This window comes from Dactylosporangium sp. CA-139114 (assembly GCF_050955725.1).
Classification (GTDB): domain Bacteria; phylum Actinomycetota; class Actinomycetes; order Mycobacteriales; family Micromonosporaceae; genus Dactylosporangium.
This window is the reverse complement of sequence record NZ_CP192080.1, coordinates 9971754-9989511: the sequence shown is the minus strand read 5'-3', so window position 1 is coordinate 9989511 and position 17758 is coordinate 9971754. Positions and strand designations below refer to the sequence as shown.

The 17758-nt window shown below is 70.8% G+C and carries 17 protein-coding genes; 13 read left to right on the top strand and 4 right to left on the bottom strand.

Annotated features, from left to right (window positions below; translation table 11 throughout):
- Positions 1-2: 2 nt before the first annotated feature.
- The 5 genes from ACQP2P_RS44975 (at position 3) to ACQP2P_RS44955 (ending at position 5250) form a co-directional block, all read left to right on the top strand.
- Positions 3-2633, top strand: coding sequence for an ATP-binding response regulator (locus tag ACQP2P_RS44975; RefSeq protein ID WP_433611678.1), 2631 nt, complete (start codon positions 3-5; stop codon positions 2631-2633).
- Positions 2630-3004, top strand: coding sequence for a response regulator (locus tag ACQP2P_RS44970; protein ID WP_433611676.1), 375 nt, complete (start codon positions 2630-2632; stop codon positions 3002-3004). The genes ACQP2P_RS44975 and ACQP2P_RS44970 overlap by 4 nt, the downstream gene beginning before the upstream one ends.
- A gap of 109 nt (positions 3005-3113) precedes the next feature.
- Positions 3114-4751 (top strand): sodium:solute symporter family protein, encoded by a 1638-nt coding sequence (locus ACQP2P_RS44965; protein ID WP_433619543.1) that lies wholly within the window; start codon positions 3114-3116, stop codon positions 4749-4751.
- A gap of 15 nt (positions 4752-4766) precedes the next feature.
- Positions 4767-5066 (top strand): hypothetical protein, encoded by a 300-nt coding sequence (locus tag ACQP2P_RS44960; protein WP_433611674.1) that lies wholly within the window; start codon positions 4767-4769, stop codon positions 5064-5066.
- A gap of 37 nt (positions 5067-5103) precedes the next feature.
- A complete protein-coding gene (locus tag ACQP2P_RS44955; RefSeq protein ID WP_433611672.1) occupies positions 5104-5250 on the top strand; it encodes a hypothetical protein in 147 nt (48 codons plus the stop codon).
- Here the strand turns inward: ACQP2P_RS44955 and ACQP2P_RS44950 are convergent.
- Complete coding sequence (locus ACQP2P_RS44950) at positions 5228-5536, bottom strand: hypothetical protein (protein ID WP_433611670.1); 309 nt, start codon at positions 5534-5536, stop codon at positions 5228-5230. The two genes, ACQP2P_RS44955 and ACQP2P_RS44950, sit on opposite strands and share 23 nt — an antisense overlap.
- 3 nt (positions 5537-5539) lie before the next feature.
- Here ACQP2P_RS44950 and ACQP2P_RS44945 point away from each other — a divergent pair, with 3 nt between their 5' ends.
- The 8 genes from ACQP2P_RS44945 to ACQP2P_RS44910 all read left to right on the top strand — a co-directional run bounded on the left by ACQP2P_RS44945 (position 5540) and on the right by ACQP2P_RS44910 (position 15000).
- Positions 5540-6463, top strand: a complete 924-nt coding sequence (locus ACQP2P_RS44945) for a hypothetical protein (RefSeq protein WP_433611668.1) — start codon at positions 5540-5542, stop codon at positions 6461-6463.
- Positions 6464-6512: 49 nt separating this feature from the next.
- Positions 6513-7208 carry a response regulator transcription factor gene (locus ACQP2P_RS44940; protein WP_433611666.1) on the top strand — a complete coding sequence of 232 codons (696 nt, stop codon included), beginning with the start codon at positions 6513-6515 and terminating at the stop codon, positions 7206-7208.
- Entirely contained in the window at positions 7205-8713 is a 1509-nt protein-coding gene (locus ACQP2P_RS44935; RefSeq protein WP_433611664.1) for a sensor histidine kinase, read from the top strand. The genes ACQP2P_RS44940 and ACQP2P_RS44935 overlap by 4 nt, the downstream gene beginning before the upstream one ends.
- 343 nt (positions 8714-9056) lie before the next feature.
- Positions 9057-11420 carry an immune inhibitor A domain-containing protein gene (locus tag ACQP2P_RS44930; RefSeq protein WP_433611662.1) on the top strand — a complete coding sequence of 788 codons (2364 nt, stop codon included), beginning with the start codon at positions 9057-9059 and terminating at the stop codon, positions 11418-11420.
- 194 nt (positions 11421-11614) lie between these two features.
- On the top strand, positions 11615-11839 hold the full coding sequence (locus ACQP2P_RS44925) for a hypothetical protein (protein ID WP_433611660.1): 225 nt from the start codon (positions 11615-11617) through the stop codon (positions 11837-11839).
- Positions 11840-11873: 34 nt separating this feature from the next.
- Positions 11874-12464: a DsbA family protein gene (locus ACQP2P_RS44920; protein ID WP_433611658.1), complete on the top strand. Its 591-nt coding sequence runs from the start codon at positions 11874-11876 to the stop codon at positions 12462-12464.
- 341 nt (positions 12465-12805) lie between these two features.
- Positions 12806-13432 carry a GOLPH3/VPS74 family protein gene (locus ACQP2P_RS44915; RefSeq protein WP_433081515.1) on the top strand — a complete coding sequence of 209 codons (627 nt, stop codon included), beginning with the start codon at positions 12806-12808 and terminating at the stop codon, positions 13430-13432.
- 59 nt (positions 13433-13491) lie between these two features.
- Entirely contained in the window at positions 13492-15000 is a 1509-nt protein-coding gene (locus tag ACQP2P_RS44910) for an APC family permease (protein WP_433611656.1), read from the top strand.
- Positions 15001-15070: 70 nt separating this feature from the next.
- On the opposite strand, the gene ACQP2P_RS44905 is transcribed toward ACQP2P_RS44910, so the two are convergent.
- From ACQP2P_RS44905 to ACQP2P_RS44895, 3 genes are all read right to left on the bottom strand, one after another.
- Complete coding sequence (locus tag ACQP2P_RS44905) at positions 15071-15265, bottom strand: hypothetical protein (protein ID WP_433611654.1); 195 nt, start codon at positions 15263-15265, stop codon at positions 15071-15073.
- The gene (locus ACQP2P_RS44900) at positions 15262-16329 is read right to left on the bottom strand and encodes a LacI family DNA-binding transcriptional regulator (protein ID WP_433611652.1); all 1068 of its coding nucleotides are present in this window, start codon (positions 16327-16329) and stop codon (positions 15262-15264) included. Before ACQP2P_RS44900 ends, ACQP2P_RS44905 begins: the two co-directional genes overlap by 4 nt.
- Positions 16330-16460: 131 nt before the next feature.
- The gene (locus ACQP2P_RS44895) at positions 16461-17573 is read right to left on the bottom strand and encodes an MBL fold metallo-hydrolase (protein WP_433611650.1); all 1113 of its coding nucleotides are present in this window, start codon (positions 17571-17573) and stop codon (positions 16461-16463) included.
- Between the last annotated feature and the right edge of the window lie 185 nt (positions 17574-17758).

The following is a 17758-nucleotide window of genomic DNA, read 5'->3' as shown; positions in this document are numbered from 1 at the left end:
TCATGGTAACTCTGATCACAGCAGTCCTGCTGGCGGCCGTGTTTCTGCGGGCGTTGGCGGCGTACGTCCGGCACCGGGACCCGCTGCGGCGCGACACCGCCCTGCTGTTCCTGCCGACCCTGGCCGTGGGCGTCAACGCCGCGATCCGCGAGCAGTCGGGCCGCCCCGTGCCCGTCGCCGCCAGCGCCTTCGCGACCGCGTTGTTACTGCTGCAGCCGTACCTCACCCTGCGTCTCGCCGCCCGCCTCGGCCGGGTCCCGCGGTGGCTGGACGGCGCGCTGCTCGTGCTCCTGCTGGGCAGCATCGCCGCGGTGACGGCCGCGCCCCGGCCGCTCAGCCTGCCGTACCTCACCCTGGTCACCGCCACCTTCACGGTCACCGAGGCGATCGCCGGCACCGTCCTGCTACGGGTGAGCGCCCGCCGCTGCGGCGCCGGACGGGTCCGGCTCCGCCTCGCCGCCTGGGCCACCTACCTCTACCCGGTGATGATGCTCATGCTGTTCACCGCGTCCGCCCGCTACCCGGGCCAGCAGGTCTGGTGGCAGCCGGCCGGGCGGGTGGTCGGGCTCGTGGGCGCGGGGCTGTACCTGCTCGCCTTCCTCCCGCCCGCGTTCCTGCGCCGGATGATGTCGGCGACGGTGTGGTACGAGGCCACCGAGGACCTGCAGCGGCTGCCGGCCGACGTGACCACCGGCCAGGTGTGGCGGCGCTTCGTGCACGTCGTGCACGACACCACCGGTACCGATGTCGTCATGCTCCTGGACGAGAACCTCGAGCGCCTCGCCGCCGTGTGCCGCTCCGGCACCCACCTGCCGCACGAGCGCGTCGACTTCGACGCGGACGCGCTCGCCGCCGCCCGCCAGCCGGTCCGCCTGCCCAAGGACCACCCGCTCGCCCGGGCCACCGGCACCCGCCTGGCCACCGCGCTCGCGCTGCCCGGGGTGGGCACGGTGCTGCTGCTGGACCGGTACCGGGCCCTGTTCAGCACCGACGACCTGCGCCTCACCGGGGTGCTCGGCGCCCAGGCGAAGGTGCTCGCCGAGCGTGGCGCCGTGCTGGCCGAGCAGCGCGAGCTCGCCGCCGCCCTGGCCGAGTCCGTCACCGCCCTCACCCGCGCCAGCCAGGCCAAGAGCGACTTCCTGGCCGGCATGAGCCACGAGCTGCGCACGCCGCTCAACGCGATCATCGGCTTCAGCGACCTCATGCGGGCCGAGCAGCCCGACGGCGACCGGCGCAGCGTCCCGGCCGAGTGGATCGACCACGTGCACAGCAGCGGCCGGCACCTGCTGGGCCTGATCAACGACATCCTGGACCTGGCCAAGGTCGAGTCCGGCCGCATGGAGCTGGGCCTCGAGCCGATCTCGCTCGAGGCCGCGGTGGGCGAGGTCATCACCGCCCTGCGGCCGCTCACGGACCGCAAGGGGCTGCAGGTGTACCTCGACGTGCCGCCGACCGCCGCCGTGTGCGCGGACCCGCTGCGGCTGCGGCAGATCCTCGACAATCTGCTCTCCAACGCGATCAAGTTCACGCCCGACGGCGGGCTCATCGCGGTCACGGTCTCCCCGGCGATCGAGTCGGTGGCGATCACCGTCGCCGACAGCGGCATCGGCATCGCGGCCGCGGACCAGGAGCGGGTCTTCGAGGAGTTCCAGCAGCTCGGCTCGGCCGCCCAGCGCAAGGCCGGCACCGGGCTCGGGCTCGCGCTCACCCGCCGGCTGGTCGAGGCGCACGGCGGGTCCATCTCGCTCGAGTCGGCGCCCGGGGAGGGGAGCCGGTTCACGGTCCGGCTGCCCGCCGCCCGGGCCCCGCACGGCGAGCCCGGCGCGGGCCCCGCCCCGGCGCCCGGCCGCGGCCGCGTGCTCGTCATCGACGACGACGCGCGGGCGGCCGAGCTGCTCGAGGCCTACCTGGCCGGCGCCGGCTACGAGGTGCGCACCGCCGCCAGCGGCGAGGCCGGGCTGGCCGAGGCCGGCGTCTGGCGGCCGGACGCGATCCTGCTCGATGTGATCATGCCCGGGCTCGACGGCTGGGACGTGATCCGCCGGCTCAAGCGCGACGAGCACCTGGCCGCGATCCCGGTCTTCTTCGCCACGATCGTCGACGACCGGCGCGCGGGGCTGGCCCTGGGCGCGGCCGACTTCTTCGTCAAGCCGGTCGACCACGACGTGCTGCTGGCCCAGCTCGCCCGGCACGTGGCGCCGGCGCTGCACCCGGATCCGGGTCAGGATCCGCCGTCGGTGCTCGTCGTGGACCGCGACGACACGACCCGCGCGGTCGTCGAGCAGCGCCTGAGCGAGGCGGGCATCACCGTGGTCACCTGCGACGACGGCGCCGAGGGGCTGCGGCTGTCCCGCGTCCGGCGCTTCGACCTGATCATCTGCGACCTGCAGATGCCGGACGTCGACGGCTTCGCGCTGCTCGCGGGCCTCGACCAGGAGCCGTCGACGCAGGGCATCCCGGTGCTCGCGCTCACCGCGCCCGACCTGTCCGACGCGGACCGGCTCCGGCTGACCGGGAAGGTCATCGGCACCGTGCCGCGCGGCTCGGCCGCCGACGGGGTGCGCGAGTGGATCGACCTGGCCGCGGTGGCCAACTCGCTCACCGATCTGCGCCAGCAAGGGGCCGTGCGATGAGCCGGGTGCTGCTCGTGGAGGACGAGGAGCTCAACCGCGTGCTCGTCCGGGCCATCCTGGCGCGGGCCGGGGCCGCCGCCGTCCGGGACGCGGACCTGCTGGAGGCCGGCTCGATCGCCGACGCGCGCGCCGCGCTCGCCGCGCACGACGTCGACCTGGTGCTGCTGGACGTCAACCTGCCCGACGGCAACGGGCTGACGCTCGCCGCCGAAATGCAGGCGGAGCCGGGGCGGCCGACGGTGATCGCGCTGACCGCGAGCGTCCTGCCGCACGAGCGGGCCGCGGCGATGGACGCCGGGTGTGACGCGTTCCTGGACAAACCGTATGCGGCCGCCGACCTCGTGACGTTGCTCGCCAACCATCTCCGTTGACGACCATGGTTTGATCCTCACCCCCGGTTGGGTAGGTGCCTCGACGCTCCACTCGTACCGGCAAAGGGAGGAACGGGTGCAGACAGTCGCCGATGGGCTGCGCCTGCAGATGGACGCATTCGACTACGTCCTGCTGGCGCTCTACTTCATCACCGTCCTGGGGGTGGGTCTCGCCGCCCGCCGCTCGATCCGCAACAGCGTGGACTTCTTCCTGTCCGGTCGTTCGCTGCCGGCCTGGGTGACGGGCCTCGCGTTCGTCTCCGCCAACCTGGGCGCCCTGGAGATCCTGGGCATGGCCGCCAACGGGGCGAAGTACGGCCTGATGACGGTCCACTACTACTGGATCGGCGCCGTCCCCGCGATGGTGTTCCTGGGCATCGTGATGATGCCGTTCTACTACGGCTCGAAGGTGCGCAGCGTCCCCGAGTACATGCGGCGGCGCTTCAACCGCCCCGCCCACCTGCTCAACGCCCTGTCCTTCGCCCTCGCCCAGGTGCTGATCGCGGGCGTCAACCTCTATGCGCTCGCCCTCATCATGCAGGCGCTGCTCGGCTGGCCGCTGTGGATCGCGATCATCGTCGGGGCCGCGATCGTCCTCGCCTACATCACGCTGGGCGGCCTCTCCAGCGCCATCTACAACGAGGTGCTGCAGTTCTTCGTGATCATCGCGGGCCTGCTGCCCATCGCGATCGTCGGCCTGGTCAAGCTCGGCGGCATCGACGGGCTCTTCGACGCCGTGCGCAACAGCACCAAGCTCGGCGACGCGGGCCTGCACACCTGGTCCAACACCGGCGGCACCGACAACCCGCTCGGCGCGCCGTGGTGGGGCATCGTCTTCGGCCTGGGCTTCGTGCTCTCCTTCGGCTACTGGACGACGAACTTCGCCGAGGTCCAGCGCGGTCTGTCGGCCCGCAACATGAGCGCGGCGCGGCGCACGCCGATCATCGCCGCCTACCCCAAGCTGCTGATCCCGTTCGTCACGGTGATCCCCGGCCTCGTCGCGCTGGTGACGGTGAAGGGGCTCGGGGCGCAGACCGGTGACCTGCAGTACAACAACGCCGTCCCGCTGCTCATGCGCGACTTCCTGCCCAACGGCGTGCTCGGCATCGCCGTGACCGGGCTCCTCGCCTCGTTCATGGCGGGCATGGCGGCCAACGTGTCCGGGTTCAACACGGTGTTCACCTACGACATCTGGCAGGAGTACATCGCCAAGGACAAGCCGGACGGCTACTACCTGCGCGTCGGGCGCCTCATCACCGTCGCCGGCGTCGTCGTCGGCATCGGCACCGCGTTCATCGCGTCCGGCTACAGCAACATCATGGACTACATCCAGGCGCTGTTCTCGCTGTTCAACGCCCCGCTGTTCGCCGCGTTCATCATCGGCATGTTCTGGAAGCGCATGTCGGCCTGGGCCGGCTTCTGGGGGCTGCTGCTGGGCACGGTCGCCGCGTTCATCACCTACGCCGGCTACAAGTGGTTCGGCTGGTTCACGTTCGGCTCCGACCTCGACGAGTCCTTCTGGGGCGCGGGCATCGCGTTCGTGGTGGTGGCGATCGTGGCCATCATCGTCACGCCGCTGACCCGGCCGAAGGAGGACGCGGAGCTCGACGGCCTCGTGTACGGCGTGGGCGCCCACGACCTGCGCGCCGACGCGATCGCCGGGGACACCGCGTGGTACCGCTCGCCGGTGCTGCTCGGCACCGGCGCCCTCGTGCTGGCCTTCGCTTTCTACCTGCCGTTCCTGTAGGCCTAAGGGGTTGTGATGAGTGACGACGAGCAGAAGGTCGACACCGCCCGGGCGGCGCGGCTCTTCGACGTGCGGCGGGTCATCGGGGGCCTGTTCACGGTGTACGGCGTGATCGTGACGCTCCTCGGGATCTTCGACTCGCAGGCCGAGATCGACAAGGCCGCGGGCGTGCGCATCAACCTGTGGATCGGGCTCGGCATGCTCGCGCTCGGTCTGCTGTTCCTGCTGTGGCAGTGGCTGCGACCGGCCGAGGCGCCGGAGGCCTCGGACATCCCGCCGGCGGACGCTGCCGGGGCGAACAAGGTCGGGGAGTAGATACATTTTCGCGCTGCGGCGCCGCAGACTGCTCGGCATGGAAACTCTGCTGGCTGATGTGGCGCCGCAGCCGTCTGTCTCGGGTTCGTCGGCGCTGGTCGTGATCGGCCTGGCCTGCGTGGTGTTCCTCGCCGCGGCGGTCGTGCTGCTCGTGTGGTTGCTCAGGCGACGGTCAGGCCGATGAGCAGCGAGCCGGCGTTGGCCCCGAGCGCGACGGCGACGACCAGGAGCCGGTCCCTGGTGACGGCTACCGCGAGGATCAGCGCCTCCACCGCCGTCGCCACGGCCTCGGCCGGCCAGAGCGCGCCCGGGTGGCGGGTCAGGAACAGCCACAGGGCCGGGTGGGTCACGAGGTTGACCACGATGCCGAGCACGAGGGCCCTCCCCGCGCTCGCGAGCCTCAGGACGGTCAGGGCCGCCGTGTACAGCGGCACCTCGACGGCCAGCGTCAGCAGCAGCGCCCGGAGCACCCGATGAAGATAAGCCTGCTCTTCGTCGCGGCCGCGGCCGCCGCGCTCGGGCTGGCCCTGGGCGCGCCGCTCGCGGTCACGGTCGGCGGGCTGATCGCGTTCGGGGCGCTGCACAACGTGCTCGAGCTGCGGTACGTCGCCGGGCGCTTCTCGTCCCTGCTCACCGGGCGCTTCCTGGCGGTGCTGCTCGGGCTGGTCACCGCGATCGTGCTATGCCGCCTGGCCGCGCTCGTCGTCGGCGCCCCGGCCCGGTACGCGGAGATCCTCGTCGGCTACGGCGTGCTCGCGGCCGCCTGCGTGCACGCGCTGCGCGGTGCCCGGCTCGTCCTCGGGCTCCTGGTGCTCGTCCTCGCGGCCTCGGTGTCGCTGGCCTTCAGCCAGTACCACTTCGTCGTCCTGGCCCATCTGCACAACGTCGTCCCGCTGTTCTTCCTGTGGGAGTGGGCCGGGCGGCTGCGGCGGCCGGGGCCGTTCCGCTGGACGCAGGTCGCGTGGGTGCTGGTGCTGCCCGCGCTCGTGCTGGCCGGCGCGTTCGACTTCGCGCTGCGCGGGCTGGTGTCGTCGCCGGTCGTGGCCTCGATCGCCCCGCCGGGGTCGTCGGCCCTGGTCGGCACCCGGTTCCTGGTCGTGTTCGCCTTCCTGCAGACCATGCACTACTTCGTGTGGGTCTTCTTCCTGCCGCGATACGCCCCGGAAGCCCCGCGCTTCCTGCTGGGCCGCCGCGCCTGGCTGCTCGGGCTCGGCCTGGCCGCGCTGCTCGCGATCCCGTTCGCGATCGACTACGCCACGGGCCGCGCGCTCTACGGCGCCTTCGCGTCCTACCACGCCTACCTCGAGTTCCCGGTGCTGCTCGCGGCCGTCGCAGGTGGTTCACAGCCGGTTTCCAGGAAAACCGCATCCGGGCGTCAGGTAGCGGCGGCAGTCTGAGACGTGACGGGAGAATTTCCGGAAACTCTGACGCAATCTGGAGCGAATCATGACGCGGCTGCTGGTGGTCGACGACGAGCCGGACATCGTCGAACTGCTCTCCGCGAGCCTCAAGTACCACGGCTACGAGGTCGCCAGCGCCACCAGCGGCCGCCAGGCGATGGAGGAGGCGCGGCGCTTCCGGCCCGACATGATTCTGCTCGACGTCATGATGCCCGAGCTCGACGGCTTCGAGGTGCTGCGCAAGCTCCGCGGCGAGGGCACGCGCGTGCCGGTGCTGTTCCTGACGGCCCGCGACGCCACCGAGGACAAGATCAAGGGCCTCACCCTGGGCGGTGACGACTACGTCACCAAGCCGTTCAGCCTCTCCGAGGTCCTGGCCCGCATCCAGGCCGTCCTGCGCCGGGTCGCCGACCCCGCGGGCGGCGCGTCGGCCCAGACCTCGCGGCTGACCTTCGCCGACATCGAGCTCGACGAGGACACCCACGAGGTCTTCAAGGCGGGCCATGAGGTGCAGCTCTCGCCGACCGAGTTCAAGCTGCTGCGGTACTTCATGACGAACCCCGGCCGCGTCTTGTCCAAGGCCCAGATCCTCGACCACGTGTGGCAGTACGACTTCGGCGGCGACGCGGGCGTCGTGGAGTCCTACGTCTCCTACCTGCGCAAGAAGATCGACACCACCGAGCCCCGCCTCCTGCAGACCCTGCGCGGCGTCGGCTACTCGCTGCGGTTGCCACGCACATGAAATCCTGGCCGCTGCGCGTCAAGCTCGTCGTCCTCATGCTCGTCCTGCTCGCGGCGGCCCTGGCCACAACCGGCATCGCCGGCGTCATCAGCACCCGCGACTACCTCATCTCCCGCGTCGATGACCAGCTCCTGCAGAGCTTCAACGACGCCTTCCACAACTGCGAGGACGGCCCGCCCGACGCTCAGGGCCGCGGCCCCGGCGCGCCGGTCCTGCGCAGCGGGTACTTCGTCGCGTGCGGCCAACTCGACGGCTCCTTCCAGGACACCGTGTTCACCCCCAGCGCCGACGACCAGACCAGGCCCGTGACCCCGGAGGACTGGCGCGCGTTCGACGGCCTGCCGTGGCTGACCTCCAGCGTCGCCGGCGTCTACTCCACCGTCGAGTCCCGGGACGGCACCGGCCACGCCTGGCGCGTGCTCGTTGCCCGGCAGCGCCCCCCGCTGCGCGGGTTGGGCCGCCCGCCCGTGATGATCGCCATCAGCTTCGACGAGGTCGACAGCACGGTGAGCCGCCTGGTCGTCATGAGCGCCACCATCGGCGGCTTCGTCCTGCTGATCCTGGCCGTGGTCGCCTACCTTCTCGTCCGCTCCAGCCTCCGCCCCCTCGTCGAGGTCGAGGAGACCGCCGAGGCCATCGCCGCCGGCGACCTGAGCCGCCGAGTCCCCGAGGCCGACCCCCGCACCGAGGTCGGCGGCCTGGCCAGGGCCCTCAACACCATGCTGGGCCAGATCGAGACCGCCTTCGAGGAGCGCCGAGCCTCGGAGCAGGCGGCCCTGGCCTCCGAGCAGTCCGCGCTGGCCTCGGAGGACCGCATGCGCCGCTTCGTGGCCGACGCCTCCCACGAGCTGCGCACCCCGCTGACCTCGATCCGCGGCTTCGCCGAGCTGTACCGCCAGTCCGGCCACCACGACGAGAACATCGGCCGGATCGAGCACCACGCGACGCGCATGGGCCTCCTGGTGGACGACCTCCTGCTCCTGGCCCGCATGGACCAGCAGCGCCCCCTGGAGAAGAAGCCGGTGGACCTCCTGTCCCTGGCAACCGACGCCATGATCGACGCAAGAGTGACGGCCGGCGACCACCACCGCCTGCGCCTACGCACCCCGAACAGCGACGACGCCGACGCCGACGCCGAGGCCCCAATCGTCCTCGGCGACGAGGCCCGCCTCCGCCAGGTGCTGCAGAACCTCCTGTCGAACGCGCTGAACCACACGCCCGCCGGCACCGAGGTCACCGTCTACGTGGGCACCGAGGAGGATCAGGCCATCCTGGAGGTCTCGGACAACGGCCCCGGCATGACGTCGCAGGACGCGGCACGAGTCTTCGAACGCTTCTACCGAACGGACCCGAGCCGAACCCGAGCCCTGGGCGGCTCAGGCCTGGGCCTGTCGATCGTGGCCGCCCTGGTAGCCGCCCACAACGGCGAGGTAACCCTGCGAACGGCCCCCCAGGAGGGCGCCACCTTCCGCGTGCGAATCCCCCTGCTGAACCCAGCCCACTGACGCTGCCTTCTGCCCCCGCGTTCGGGACGGCGATCGACGGCGGCTGGTCGAGCGGACGCCGCAGGGGTTGCGCATCAGCCTGCCGCTGTCGCAGGACGCCCTGCGCACGCTGCGTGAAGAGGGGCTTGGTCCAGACGGGAAGGCTCCGCGTGATCGTCCATGATCTCGATGCCCTCAGAGACCGGGCTCGATAGTCGGGTCACCCTCGATTTGACCCTTGCAACTATGCGCATACCGCTCTGTTGATCTTCAGTGGGCCGGAACAGACCCTAGTCTTCCGCGTCAGGTGCATCGAGGCATCGACGCAGGGCCTCGGTGCTGAAGCCCCACCAGGGAGGTACCTGTGCGTAAGTTGACCGTGGGACTGCTCAGTCTCACGCTCGCGTCGGGGATGGGGGTGTTTGTCGGCGGGGGTGCGGCCCATGCCGTGCCGGCGCAGCAGTCGCCGTCCGTCGACGCCTCCTCGCCCTCCGACGAGTTGATTTCGGCGGACGAGCAGAAGCAGCGCGCCGCTCGTGAGGTCGCCCTCTCGCAGGTGCTGAAGGGCGAGGCCCAGCCGGAGAAGCGCGGCGCGAGCACGGTCGTGAAGATCGGCAAGGCCGACCGCAGCAAGGGCCACGTCGACAAGTACGTCGAGCTGAGCCGTGAGCGGACCGACAAGATCTTCGTGGTGCTCGCCGAGTTCGGCGACCAGCGGCACCCGAACTACCCGGACCAGGACACCAACCCGTCCATCCCCGGCCCGGCGAAGTTCGACGGCCCGCTGCACAACCAGATCCCGCAGCCGGACCGCACCAAGGACAACTCGACGATCTGGAAGCAGGACTTCAATAAGCAGTACTTCGAGAACATGTACTTCGCCACCGGCAACGGGGTGGAGTCGCTCAAGACGTACTACGAGAAGCAGTCCTCCGGCCGGTACAGCGTCGACGGCATGGTCACCGACTGGGTGAAGGTGCCGTACAACGAGGCCCGCTACGGCCGCAGCAACGGCTACCCCTGCACGGCGAACGTCTGCAGCAACAGCTACGCGCTGATCCAGGACGCGATCGCGGCGTGGGTCGACTCGCAGCACGCCCAGGGCAAGTCCGACGCCGACATCAAGGCGACGCTGGCCTCCTACGACCAGTGGGACCGCAACGACTACGACCACGACGGCGACTTCAACGAGCCGGACGGATACATCGACCACTTCCAGATCGTGCACGCCGGCGGCGACCAGGCCGACGGTGACCTGATCCAGGGCGAGGACGCGATCTGGAGCCACCGCTCCCAGGCGAACCTGCGCTCCGACCAGGGCCCGGCGGGCAACATGCGGGGCGGCTACCAGGTCGGCAACACCGGTCTGTGGGTCAGCGACTACACGATGCAGCCGGAGAACGGCGGCCTGAGCGTGTTCGCGCACGAGTACGGCCACGACCTCGGCCTGCCGGACCACTACGACACCGCGGGCGCGAGCGGCAACGCCGAGAACCCGGTGAGCTGGTGGACCATCATGGCGCAGAGCCGCGTCAGCCTGCCCAGCGACAACGGGATCGCGGCCCGCGCCGCCGACCTCGGGGCGTGGGACAAGCTGCAGCTCGGCTGGCTGGACTACACCACGGTCAACGCCGGCAAGACGAAGCTGGTGGACCTCGGCCCGCACGAGTACAACAGCAAGAAGCCGCAGGCGGTCGTGGTCAACCTGCCGAAGAAGAAGGTCACCACGCCGCTGGCGACCCCGCCGGAGGGCACCAAGTCGTGGTGGAGCGGCGCGGGCAACATGCTCGACAACACGCTGACCCGCAACGTCTCGATCCCGGCCGGCACCACGACGCTGTCGTTCCAGGCCAGCTGGGACATCGAGCAGTGCGGCTCCGACGCGTGTGACTACGCCTACGTCGAGGTCAACGACGGCAGCGGCTTCAAGGCGATCCCGGGCAACATCACGGTCGCCGACGAGGGCAACGGCATCGACGACACCAGCAACGGCTGGGTGCCGGCGACGTTCGACCTGTCCGCGTTCGCGGGCAAGACGGTCGGCCTGCGCTTCCGGTACGTGACCGACCCGGCGGCGGGCGGCCTGGGCTTCTTCGCCGACGACATCCGCATCACCAACGGCGCCACCACGGTGTTCGCCGACGGCGCGGAGAACGGGCTCAACGGCTGGACCGCGGTGGGCTTCACGGCGGTGGGCGCGACGCTGACGACGGAGTACGACAACTTCTACATCGCCTCGCACCGCACGTACGAGGCGTTCGACAAGTACATGAAGACCGGCCCGTACAACTTCGGGTTCGCGGACAAGCCGCAGATGGTCGAGCACTTCCCGTACGAGACCGGCCTGCTGGTCACCTACTGGGACACCTCGTACCGCGACAACAACACCAGCCAGCACCACGGTGAGGGCCTGATCCTGCCGATCGACTCGCACCCCGACCTGATGCTCAAGGCCGACGGCAGCCCGTGGCGGCCGCGGGTCCAGGGCTTCGACGCGCCGTTCTCGTTCGCGAAGACGGACTCGTTCACCCTGCACTCGGGCGCGACCAACGCGCCGAGCCGGCTGGGCGGGCAGTGGGGCAACCCGCTGTTCGACGACAGCAAGAGCTACTACCGTGAGGACCCGGCGACCAGCACCTACTACGGCGTGAAGGTTCCGAAGAACGGCGTGAAGATCTTCGCGCTGCTCGAGAACGGCACGTCGATGGCGGTGCTCGTCACCAGCTGAGCGGGAACCGTTCGCACCGGGAGGAGGTCCAAGTGGGCATGAAAGCTCATGTGGGCCTCCTTCTGGCCGTTCTGGTCCTCTCCGGATGCGCGGCCAAAACCGATGAATCCGGACAGACCGCCGCACCGCCTCCCAGCGCCGAGCCCTCGGTCAGCCTTCCGCCGAAGCTGCCCAAGAACACCAGGTCGGAGCCGATGACCGATGACTTCCAGCAGGTCGTGGCCAAGGGCAAAATACGCGTCAGCGGTACTTGCGTCGAGCTGCTCACGGACCAGCTGAACTGGGTGCTCATCGGCCCCGCGGCCGCCCAGGTGCGCGACGGCCAGCAGGTCACGGCGACCGGCGTGCCGGACCCGAACCGCGAGACCGGGTGTACCGGCAGCCCGCTGCTGGTCTCCAGCGTCGCGCCCGCGGGGTGACGTGGCGGGGCCGAGCCTGGCGAACCGTTGAGGAATGACCACCACGCCCTTCCAGGTCACGACCCCCCGGCTGACGATTCCCGTGGGCCCCGATGACCACACCTCCGGTCCGGCGGGCGCCCCCGTGTCCCTGGTCGAGTACGGGGATTTCCAGTGCCCGTACTGCGCCATGGCCCACGCGATCCTGCACGACCTGCTGCGGCTGCGGCGGGAGACCGTGCGGTACACCTTCCGGCACTTCCCGCTGACCAACGTGCACCCCTATGCGGACCTCGCCGCCGAGGTGGCCGAGGCTGCGGCGGTGCGCGGCGCCTTCTGGCCGATGCGCGACTGGCTCTTCGCCAACCAGTCCGGCATCAACCCGCGCCGGCTCATGGTCGGCGTCGAGCGCCTGGGCCTGCCCTCGGCCGAGGTGGGCGACGAGGTCGGCGCCCACCTCTACCTGGACCGGGTCCGCCGCGACCTGGTCGGCGGCGTGCGCAGCGGGGTCGGCGGCACTCCCACGTTCTTCGTCAACGGTGTCCGGCACGACGGCGGCTACTCCGTGGACGACCTGCTCGAGGCGGTCGACCGGGCGGCCGAGGCGACGACTTCGGTGCCGCACCGGGGCGGTCACACGCTGTAGCTCGTCCTCGGTGACGCAGCGCAGCAATTCGGCGGACGGCGAGTTGATCGTCCGCCGATGAGCCTTGCCCCGTGGATTGCACCACAATTCGCTGTGTAATCGGCGGCGGTGAACTCGGAAAATCCGGACATCACCGAGGGTGAAATATTACGTGGGCGACATCCGTCAATTCGGCATTGGTGATCAGCGTTAATCCGATTTTGCGCCTGGACAGTTGCGATCGGTCAATGCGCAGGGCATGCTTTCGCTTCGGGTCGCACGGTCTTTCGGGCCCTAACTGTCCTGATCTCGGGTGTTGGGGGAGCCCGAGGCCGACGATTGGGTGACGGGTACGCGGTCCGATGCTGCTGGCCGATGACTTCTTCCTGATTGCGCACGACGACCGCGACGGCAAGCCTCGGCTGTCCGCCCGCGCGGTGGAGCTCGGGCTGGCCGGAGCCATGCTCGGCGAGCTCGTGCTGGAGCAACGGATCACGGTCGAGGGACCGCGGCTGCGCGTGCTCAGCAGCGAGCCGCCCGCCGATCCGCTCGCGCACACCAACCTGGCGACGATGGTCGCCGAGGTGCAGCACCGCGAGGTGCGCACCTGGCTGCAGTTCTTCGGGTTCTCGGCGGTCGAGGAGGTCGGCACGCGGCTGGCCCGCGTCGGCCTGGTCGAGAAGACCCTCGTGCGGCGCCTCCTGCGGTCGGAGACCCGGTGGCTGCCCACGGACATCAACCTGCCGGCCGGGCGGGTGGTGCGCCTGCGCCGCCTGCTCACCGGATTCGAGCCCATGCGGGTCGCGGACACGACCCTGGCGGGACTCGCGGAGGCGACCGGGCTGACCGGTCACATCCTGTGGGACCGCGACCCCTCGGGCGGCAGAAGGCTTCAACACGCGATCAGCTCCCTGCCGCCGCCGCTGCGCGACCTGATTCTGCAGGTCGAGTCGGCGATCGGCGACGCGGTGCTGTCGCAACGCGGGTGATGGCGCGGCCTCGGACTTTCCTCTTCCCTTCCCCCTCAAAAAAATCCCCTGGAGGACCGATGTCCGCAACGTCGCAGGCGCGACCGAGCGTGGTATCCCAGGCACTGGCCCGCGACCGGCTGGGTGTGCCTTCCGTCATCATGTTCGCCCTGACCGCGGCAGCGCCGCTGATGGTCGTCGGCGCGCTCGTCTCGACCGGCTGGGGCGTGGTCGGCACGACCGGCTTCCCGCTGGCGTTCCTGATCATCGCCGCGATTCTGGCCGTGTTCAGCTTCGGCTACGTCGCGATGTCGCGGCACATCACGAACGCGGGCGCCTTCTACTCCTACATCGCACAGGGGCTGGGCCGGCCGCTGGGCGTCGGCGGGGCCATGGTGGCCCTGCTCGCCTACAACCTGCTGCAGGTGGGGCTGTACGGCGCGTTCGGCGCTTTCCTGTCGCAGTTCCTCGCCGAGAAGGCGAACCTGAACGTCGACTGGTGGATCCTCGCGCTGGTGCTGTGGCTGTTCATCGCGGTCCTCGGCCTGCTGCGCGTCGACGTCAACAGCAAGGTCCTCATGATCCTGCTCGGCGCCGAGCTGATCGTGGTGACGATCTTCGACGTGATCTTCTTCAGCCACCCGGCCGGCGGCTCGCTGAGCGTCGAGCCGTGGACCTGGAGCGCGCTCAAGGACGGCGCGGGCCCGGCGTTCGCGGTCGCGACCACGGCGTTCGTCGGCTTCGAGGCCGCCCCGGTCTTCGCCGAGGAGGCCCGCAGCAAGAACCGGACGGTGGCCCTGGCGACCTTCCTGGGCCTCGGGGTCATGTTCCTGTCGTACTCGCTCACGAGCTGGGCCGCGTCGGCCAGCATGGGCGTGGACCAGACCGTGGCCAAGGCGCAGGAGACGCTCGCGACCGGCGGCCCCTTCTTCCCGACCCTGATCGAGAAGGGCGGCGACTGGGCCGGCGACGTCGGCACGGTCCTGCTCATCACGAGCATCGCGGCGGCGGCGCTGAGCTACCACAACACGACGGCGCGGTACGCCTTCGCGCTGGGCCGTGAGCGGGTGCTCCCGTCGTTCTTCGGCCGCACCCGCGCCCGCTCGGGCGCCCCCATGGCCGGCTCGCTGTTCCAGACGATCATCGCCGCCCTCACCATCGTGCTCTTCGCGGTGGCCGGCTGGGACCCGCTGGTGAACCTGTTCTTCTGGCTGGGCACCTCGGGCGGCGTCGGCGTGCTGCTGCTCGTCGCGGCCACGTCCCTCTCGGTGATCTTCTACTTCGTGCGGGACGGCCGCGGCGAGAGCGCCTGGTCGCGGCTCATCGCCCCGATCCTGGCGACGATCGCGCTCGCCTACGTCATGTGGCAGGTGTTCGACAACTTCGGCCTGCTGCTCGGCATCGCCCCGGACGACCCCAACCCGGCGGTGTGGGCGTTCCCGACGGCCTACGGCGTCGCCGCGGTCATCGGCATCGTCTGGGCGCTCGTCCTGCGCGGGCTCAACCGGCAGGACTACGAGGCGATCGGCCTCGGCGCCCGGGCCAACACCGCGCGCATCGAGTCCGCGGAGTCGGTCGAGGTTCGCTGAAACACCACAGTGGGGAGGCCGGCGGTGGCCGGCCTCCCCACTGTCGTTTCCAAACGCCTACCGCGAGGTGTTACCCGTAGGTGAGCGCCGGCGTGGGCTCGACTCGGTCGGCGGCCGCGCGCAGCTGGCGGGCGGCGAAGCCGCGCACCTTCTTCAGCGTGGCCGACTCGGGCCGGCGGTCGTCGACGACGGGGGCGTTCGGCATCGCCGAGTTTGCCTCCAGGCGGACGGCCTCGAGCGAGACGATCAGGGCGATCGGGGTCATGTGAGCTCCTTGGTGTTCGGGCCGGTGGTCGCCCTGACCACCAGCGATACGGGCAGCGTCAGGCGACGCCGCGCCGGGTCCTCGGGCGGTTCGAGCAGGATCTCGCCCGCGAGCCGCCCGCGCTCGACGCTGGGCTGGCGGATGGTGGTGAGTCCGGCCGGCTCGGCCTCGTCGATGTCGTCGAAGCCGGTGACCGACACGTCCCGGCCGGGGCGCAGGCCCCGGGCGCGCAGCGCGTCGAGCACGCCGAGCGCGAGGACGTCGGAGGTGGTCAGGATCGCCGTGGCCCGGTCGAGCCGGTCCAGCGCGTGCGCCGCGGCCGCCCCGCCCTCGTTGCGGGCGTTGGCCGCCGCGTTGATGAGCAGCACCCGGTCCCACGGCACGCCGGCCGCCACGAGCGCGTCGCGGAAGCCCCGCACCCGCTGCCCGGTGACGTAGTAGCGCAGCCCGTCCGGGTCGGCGTCGACCGGCCCGGTCACGCCGCCGTCGACGATCCAGTGCGCGACGATCGCGATCTGGCGGTGGCCGAGCCGGGCGATGTGCTCGCCCAGCCGGCGCGCGGCCGCCCGCTCGTCGATGCCGACGTAGCCGGCGTCGGGGCCGAACGCGTCCGGGTCCTCGCCGATCACGATCGGCACGCCCCGGGCGCGGATCAGCTCCAGCGCGCCGTGCCAGTCGGGCACGCAGTAGAGGCAGAAGGCGTCGACCGCGGCGTTGCTGACCACCCGCCGGCCGGCCTCCTCGTCCTTGGGCAGGTTCAGCAGCAGCAGCGAGGTCTCCCTGGCCGAGGCCGCCTCGGCCAGGCCGCGCAGGTAGGCCACCGCGTAGGGGTCGGTGAACGCCATCGACAGGTTGTCGGTGAGCAGGACGCCGATCGCGTTGACCTTGCCGCGGCGCAGCGAGCGGGCCGTCGGGTTGGGGCCCGAGTAGCCCAGCCGCTCGGCGGCCGCGAGGATGCGGGACCGCAGTTCGGGGGAGAGCTGATCCGGGCGGCTGTACGCGTTGGAGACGGTGCTCCGCGACACGCCCAGCTCGTCGGCGATCGTCTGCAGCGTGGCCGGCATGCTTCCCCCTTTCTGTATCGATCCAGTCCTTCTATATCGATACAGTACGTCGGTGCGGGCGGCCCGGCCAGGGATTTGTCGGGTCCTGGCATGTGGGCCGTAACACGTGCTCTGAGCTGCTCTTTTAACCGTTACGCAATGGCGCGCCACCAGGGTTCAAGAGCCGGCAACGCGTCGATGTTCACCCGGTCACCCGGCTGCGGCACGACGAGCTCGATGTCCCGGGCCCGGGCCTCCTCGACCAGCCGCTCGACCGGCTCCGACCACGCGTGCAGGGCCAGGTTGAACGTGCACCAGTGCAGCGGGATGAGCACCCGCGCCTGCACGTCGAGGTGCGCGCTCGCCCCGTCCTCGGGCTTCATGTGGATGTCCGGCCAGGCGTCGTTGTACGCACCCACCTGGATCAGCGACGCGTCGAACGGGCCGTGCTGCTCGCCGATCCGCTTGTATCCCTCGAAGTAGCCCGAGTCGCCCGTGTAGAACAGGCTCCGGCGCGCCCCCTTCACGACCCACGACGCCCACAGGGTGCCGTCGCGCGTGAACCGGCGGCCCGAGAAGTGCCGGGCCGCCGTAGCGACGAGGGTGACCCCGCGGACCTCGTGCTGCTCGTCCCAGTCCAGCTCGATCACCCGCTCCGAGGGCACGCCCCAGCGCTCGAGGTGGGCGCCGACGCCGAGCGGCACCAGGAACGGCGCCTGCTGGGTGCGCTGCAGCGCCCGGATCGAGGCGAGGTCGAGGTGGTCGTAGTGATCGTGGGAGATGACCACGGCGTCGATGCGGGGCAGCTCCTCCAGCGGCAGCGGCATCGGGTGCAGGCGCTTCGGGCCCGCGAACGACGTCGGCGAGCAGCGGTCGCTCCACACCGGGTCGAACAGCACCCGCACGCCCTCGATCTCGACCAGCGCGGTCGAGTGCCCCAGCCAGGTCACGTGCAGCCCGTCCGGGTCGAGCCGGCCGCCGAGCTCCGGGCGCGTCACCGGGATCACGCCGAGCGGCTTGCGGCGCTGCTTGCCCACGAGCAGCTCGACGAACGCGTCCCGCATCGCGTGCGGTGGCAGGATGTCGGCCGGCACCGAGTTCTCGAACTTGCCGTCGCCGAACTGCGGCGAGCGCCGCATGCGCTCGGCCCGCGCGCCCGCCGGGACCGCCCCCAGCTGCGCCGGAAGGTCACGCAGCGCCCATGCGACGCCACCGGCGGCGGCCGCCACCGCGGCCCACGCGAGCACCCGAGTCGTTTTGCCCATTGCTCCGTCGCCTCCAGTTGTGGTGAGGTTCAGCACCCGTCCGTTTCGATTTTCTCTCGGCCCTCCGGTCGGCCGGACACCGGCAGAGCCCATTCGAAGGCCCCCGATCTGCGGAAACGTCGATCAGCAGGGGTTCGAGGCGGGATAACGAGCAGATGTACGGCTGGGGCGGGGCCCTGTTGCCG

Coding starts and splice junctions, on each gene's coding strand:
- ACQP2P_RS44945 (WP_433611668.1), top strand. CDS start 5,540: ATGAAGATAAGCCTGCTCTTCGTCGCGGCCGCGGCCGCCGCGCTCGGG.
- ACQP2P_RS44900 (WP_433611652.1), bottom strand. CDS start 16,329: ATGCCGGCCACGCTGCAGACGATCGCCGACGAGCTGGGCGTGTCGCGG.
- ACQP2P_RS44910 (WP_433611656.1), top strand. CDS start 13,492: ATGTCCGCAACGTCGCAGGCGCGACCGAGCGTGGTATCCCAGGCACTG.
- ACQP2P_RS44915 (WP_433081515.1), top strand. CDS start 12,806: ATGCTGCTGGCCGATGACTTCTTCCTGATTGCGCACGACGACCGCGAC.
- ACQP2P_RS44975 (WP_433611678.1), top strand. CDS start 3: ATGGTAACTCTGATCACAGCAGTCCTGCTGGCGGCCGTGTTTCTGCGG.
- ACQP2P_RS44925 (WP_433611660.1), top strand. CDS start 11,615: ATGACCGATGACTTCCAGCAGGTCGTGGCCAAGGGCAAAATACGCGTC.
- ACQP2P_RS44970 (WP_433611676.1), top strand. CDS start 2,630: ATGAGCCGGGTGCTGCTCGTGGAGGACGAGGAGCTCAACCGCGTGCTC.
- ACQP2P_RS44955 (WP_433611672.1), top strand. CDS start 5,104: ATGGAAACTCTGCTGGCTGATGTGGCGCCGCAGCCGTCTGTCTCGGGT.
- ACQP2P_RS44940 (WP_433611666.1), top strand. CDS start 6,513: ATGACGCGGCTGCTGGTGGTCGACGACGAGCCGGACATCGTCGAACTG.
- ACQP2P_RS44905 (WP_433611654.1), bottom strand. CDS start 15,265: ATGACCCCGATCGCCCTGATCGTCTCGCTCGAGGCCGTCCGCCTGGAG.
- ACQP2P_RS44965 (WP_433619543.1), top strand. CDS start 3,114: ATGGACGCATTCGACTACGTCCTGCTGGCGCTCTACTTCATCACCGTC.
- ACQP2P_RS44935 (WP_433611664.1), top strand. CDS start 7,205: ATGAAATCCTGGCCGCTGCGCGTCAAGCTCGTCGTCCTCATGCTCGTC.
- ACQP2P_RS44895 (WP_433611650.1), bottom strand. CDS start 17,573: ATGGGCAAAACGACTCGGGTGCTCGCGTGGGCCGCGGTGGCGGCCGCC.
- ACQP2P_RS44920 (WP_433611658.1), top strand. CDS start 11,874: ATGACCACCACGCCCTTCCAGGTCACGACCCCCCGGCTGACGATTCCC.
- ACQP2P_RS44960 (WP_433611674.1), top strand. CDS start 4,767: ATGAGTGACGACGAGCAGAAGGTCGACACCGCCCGGGCGGCGCGGCTC.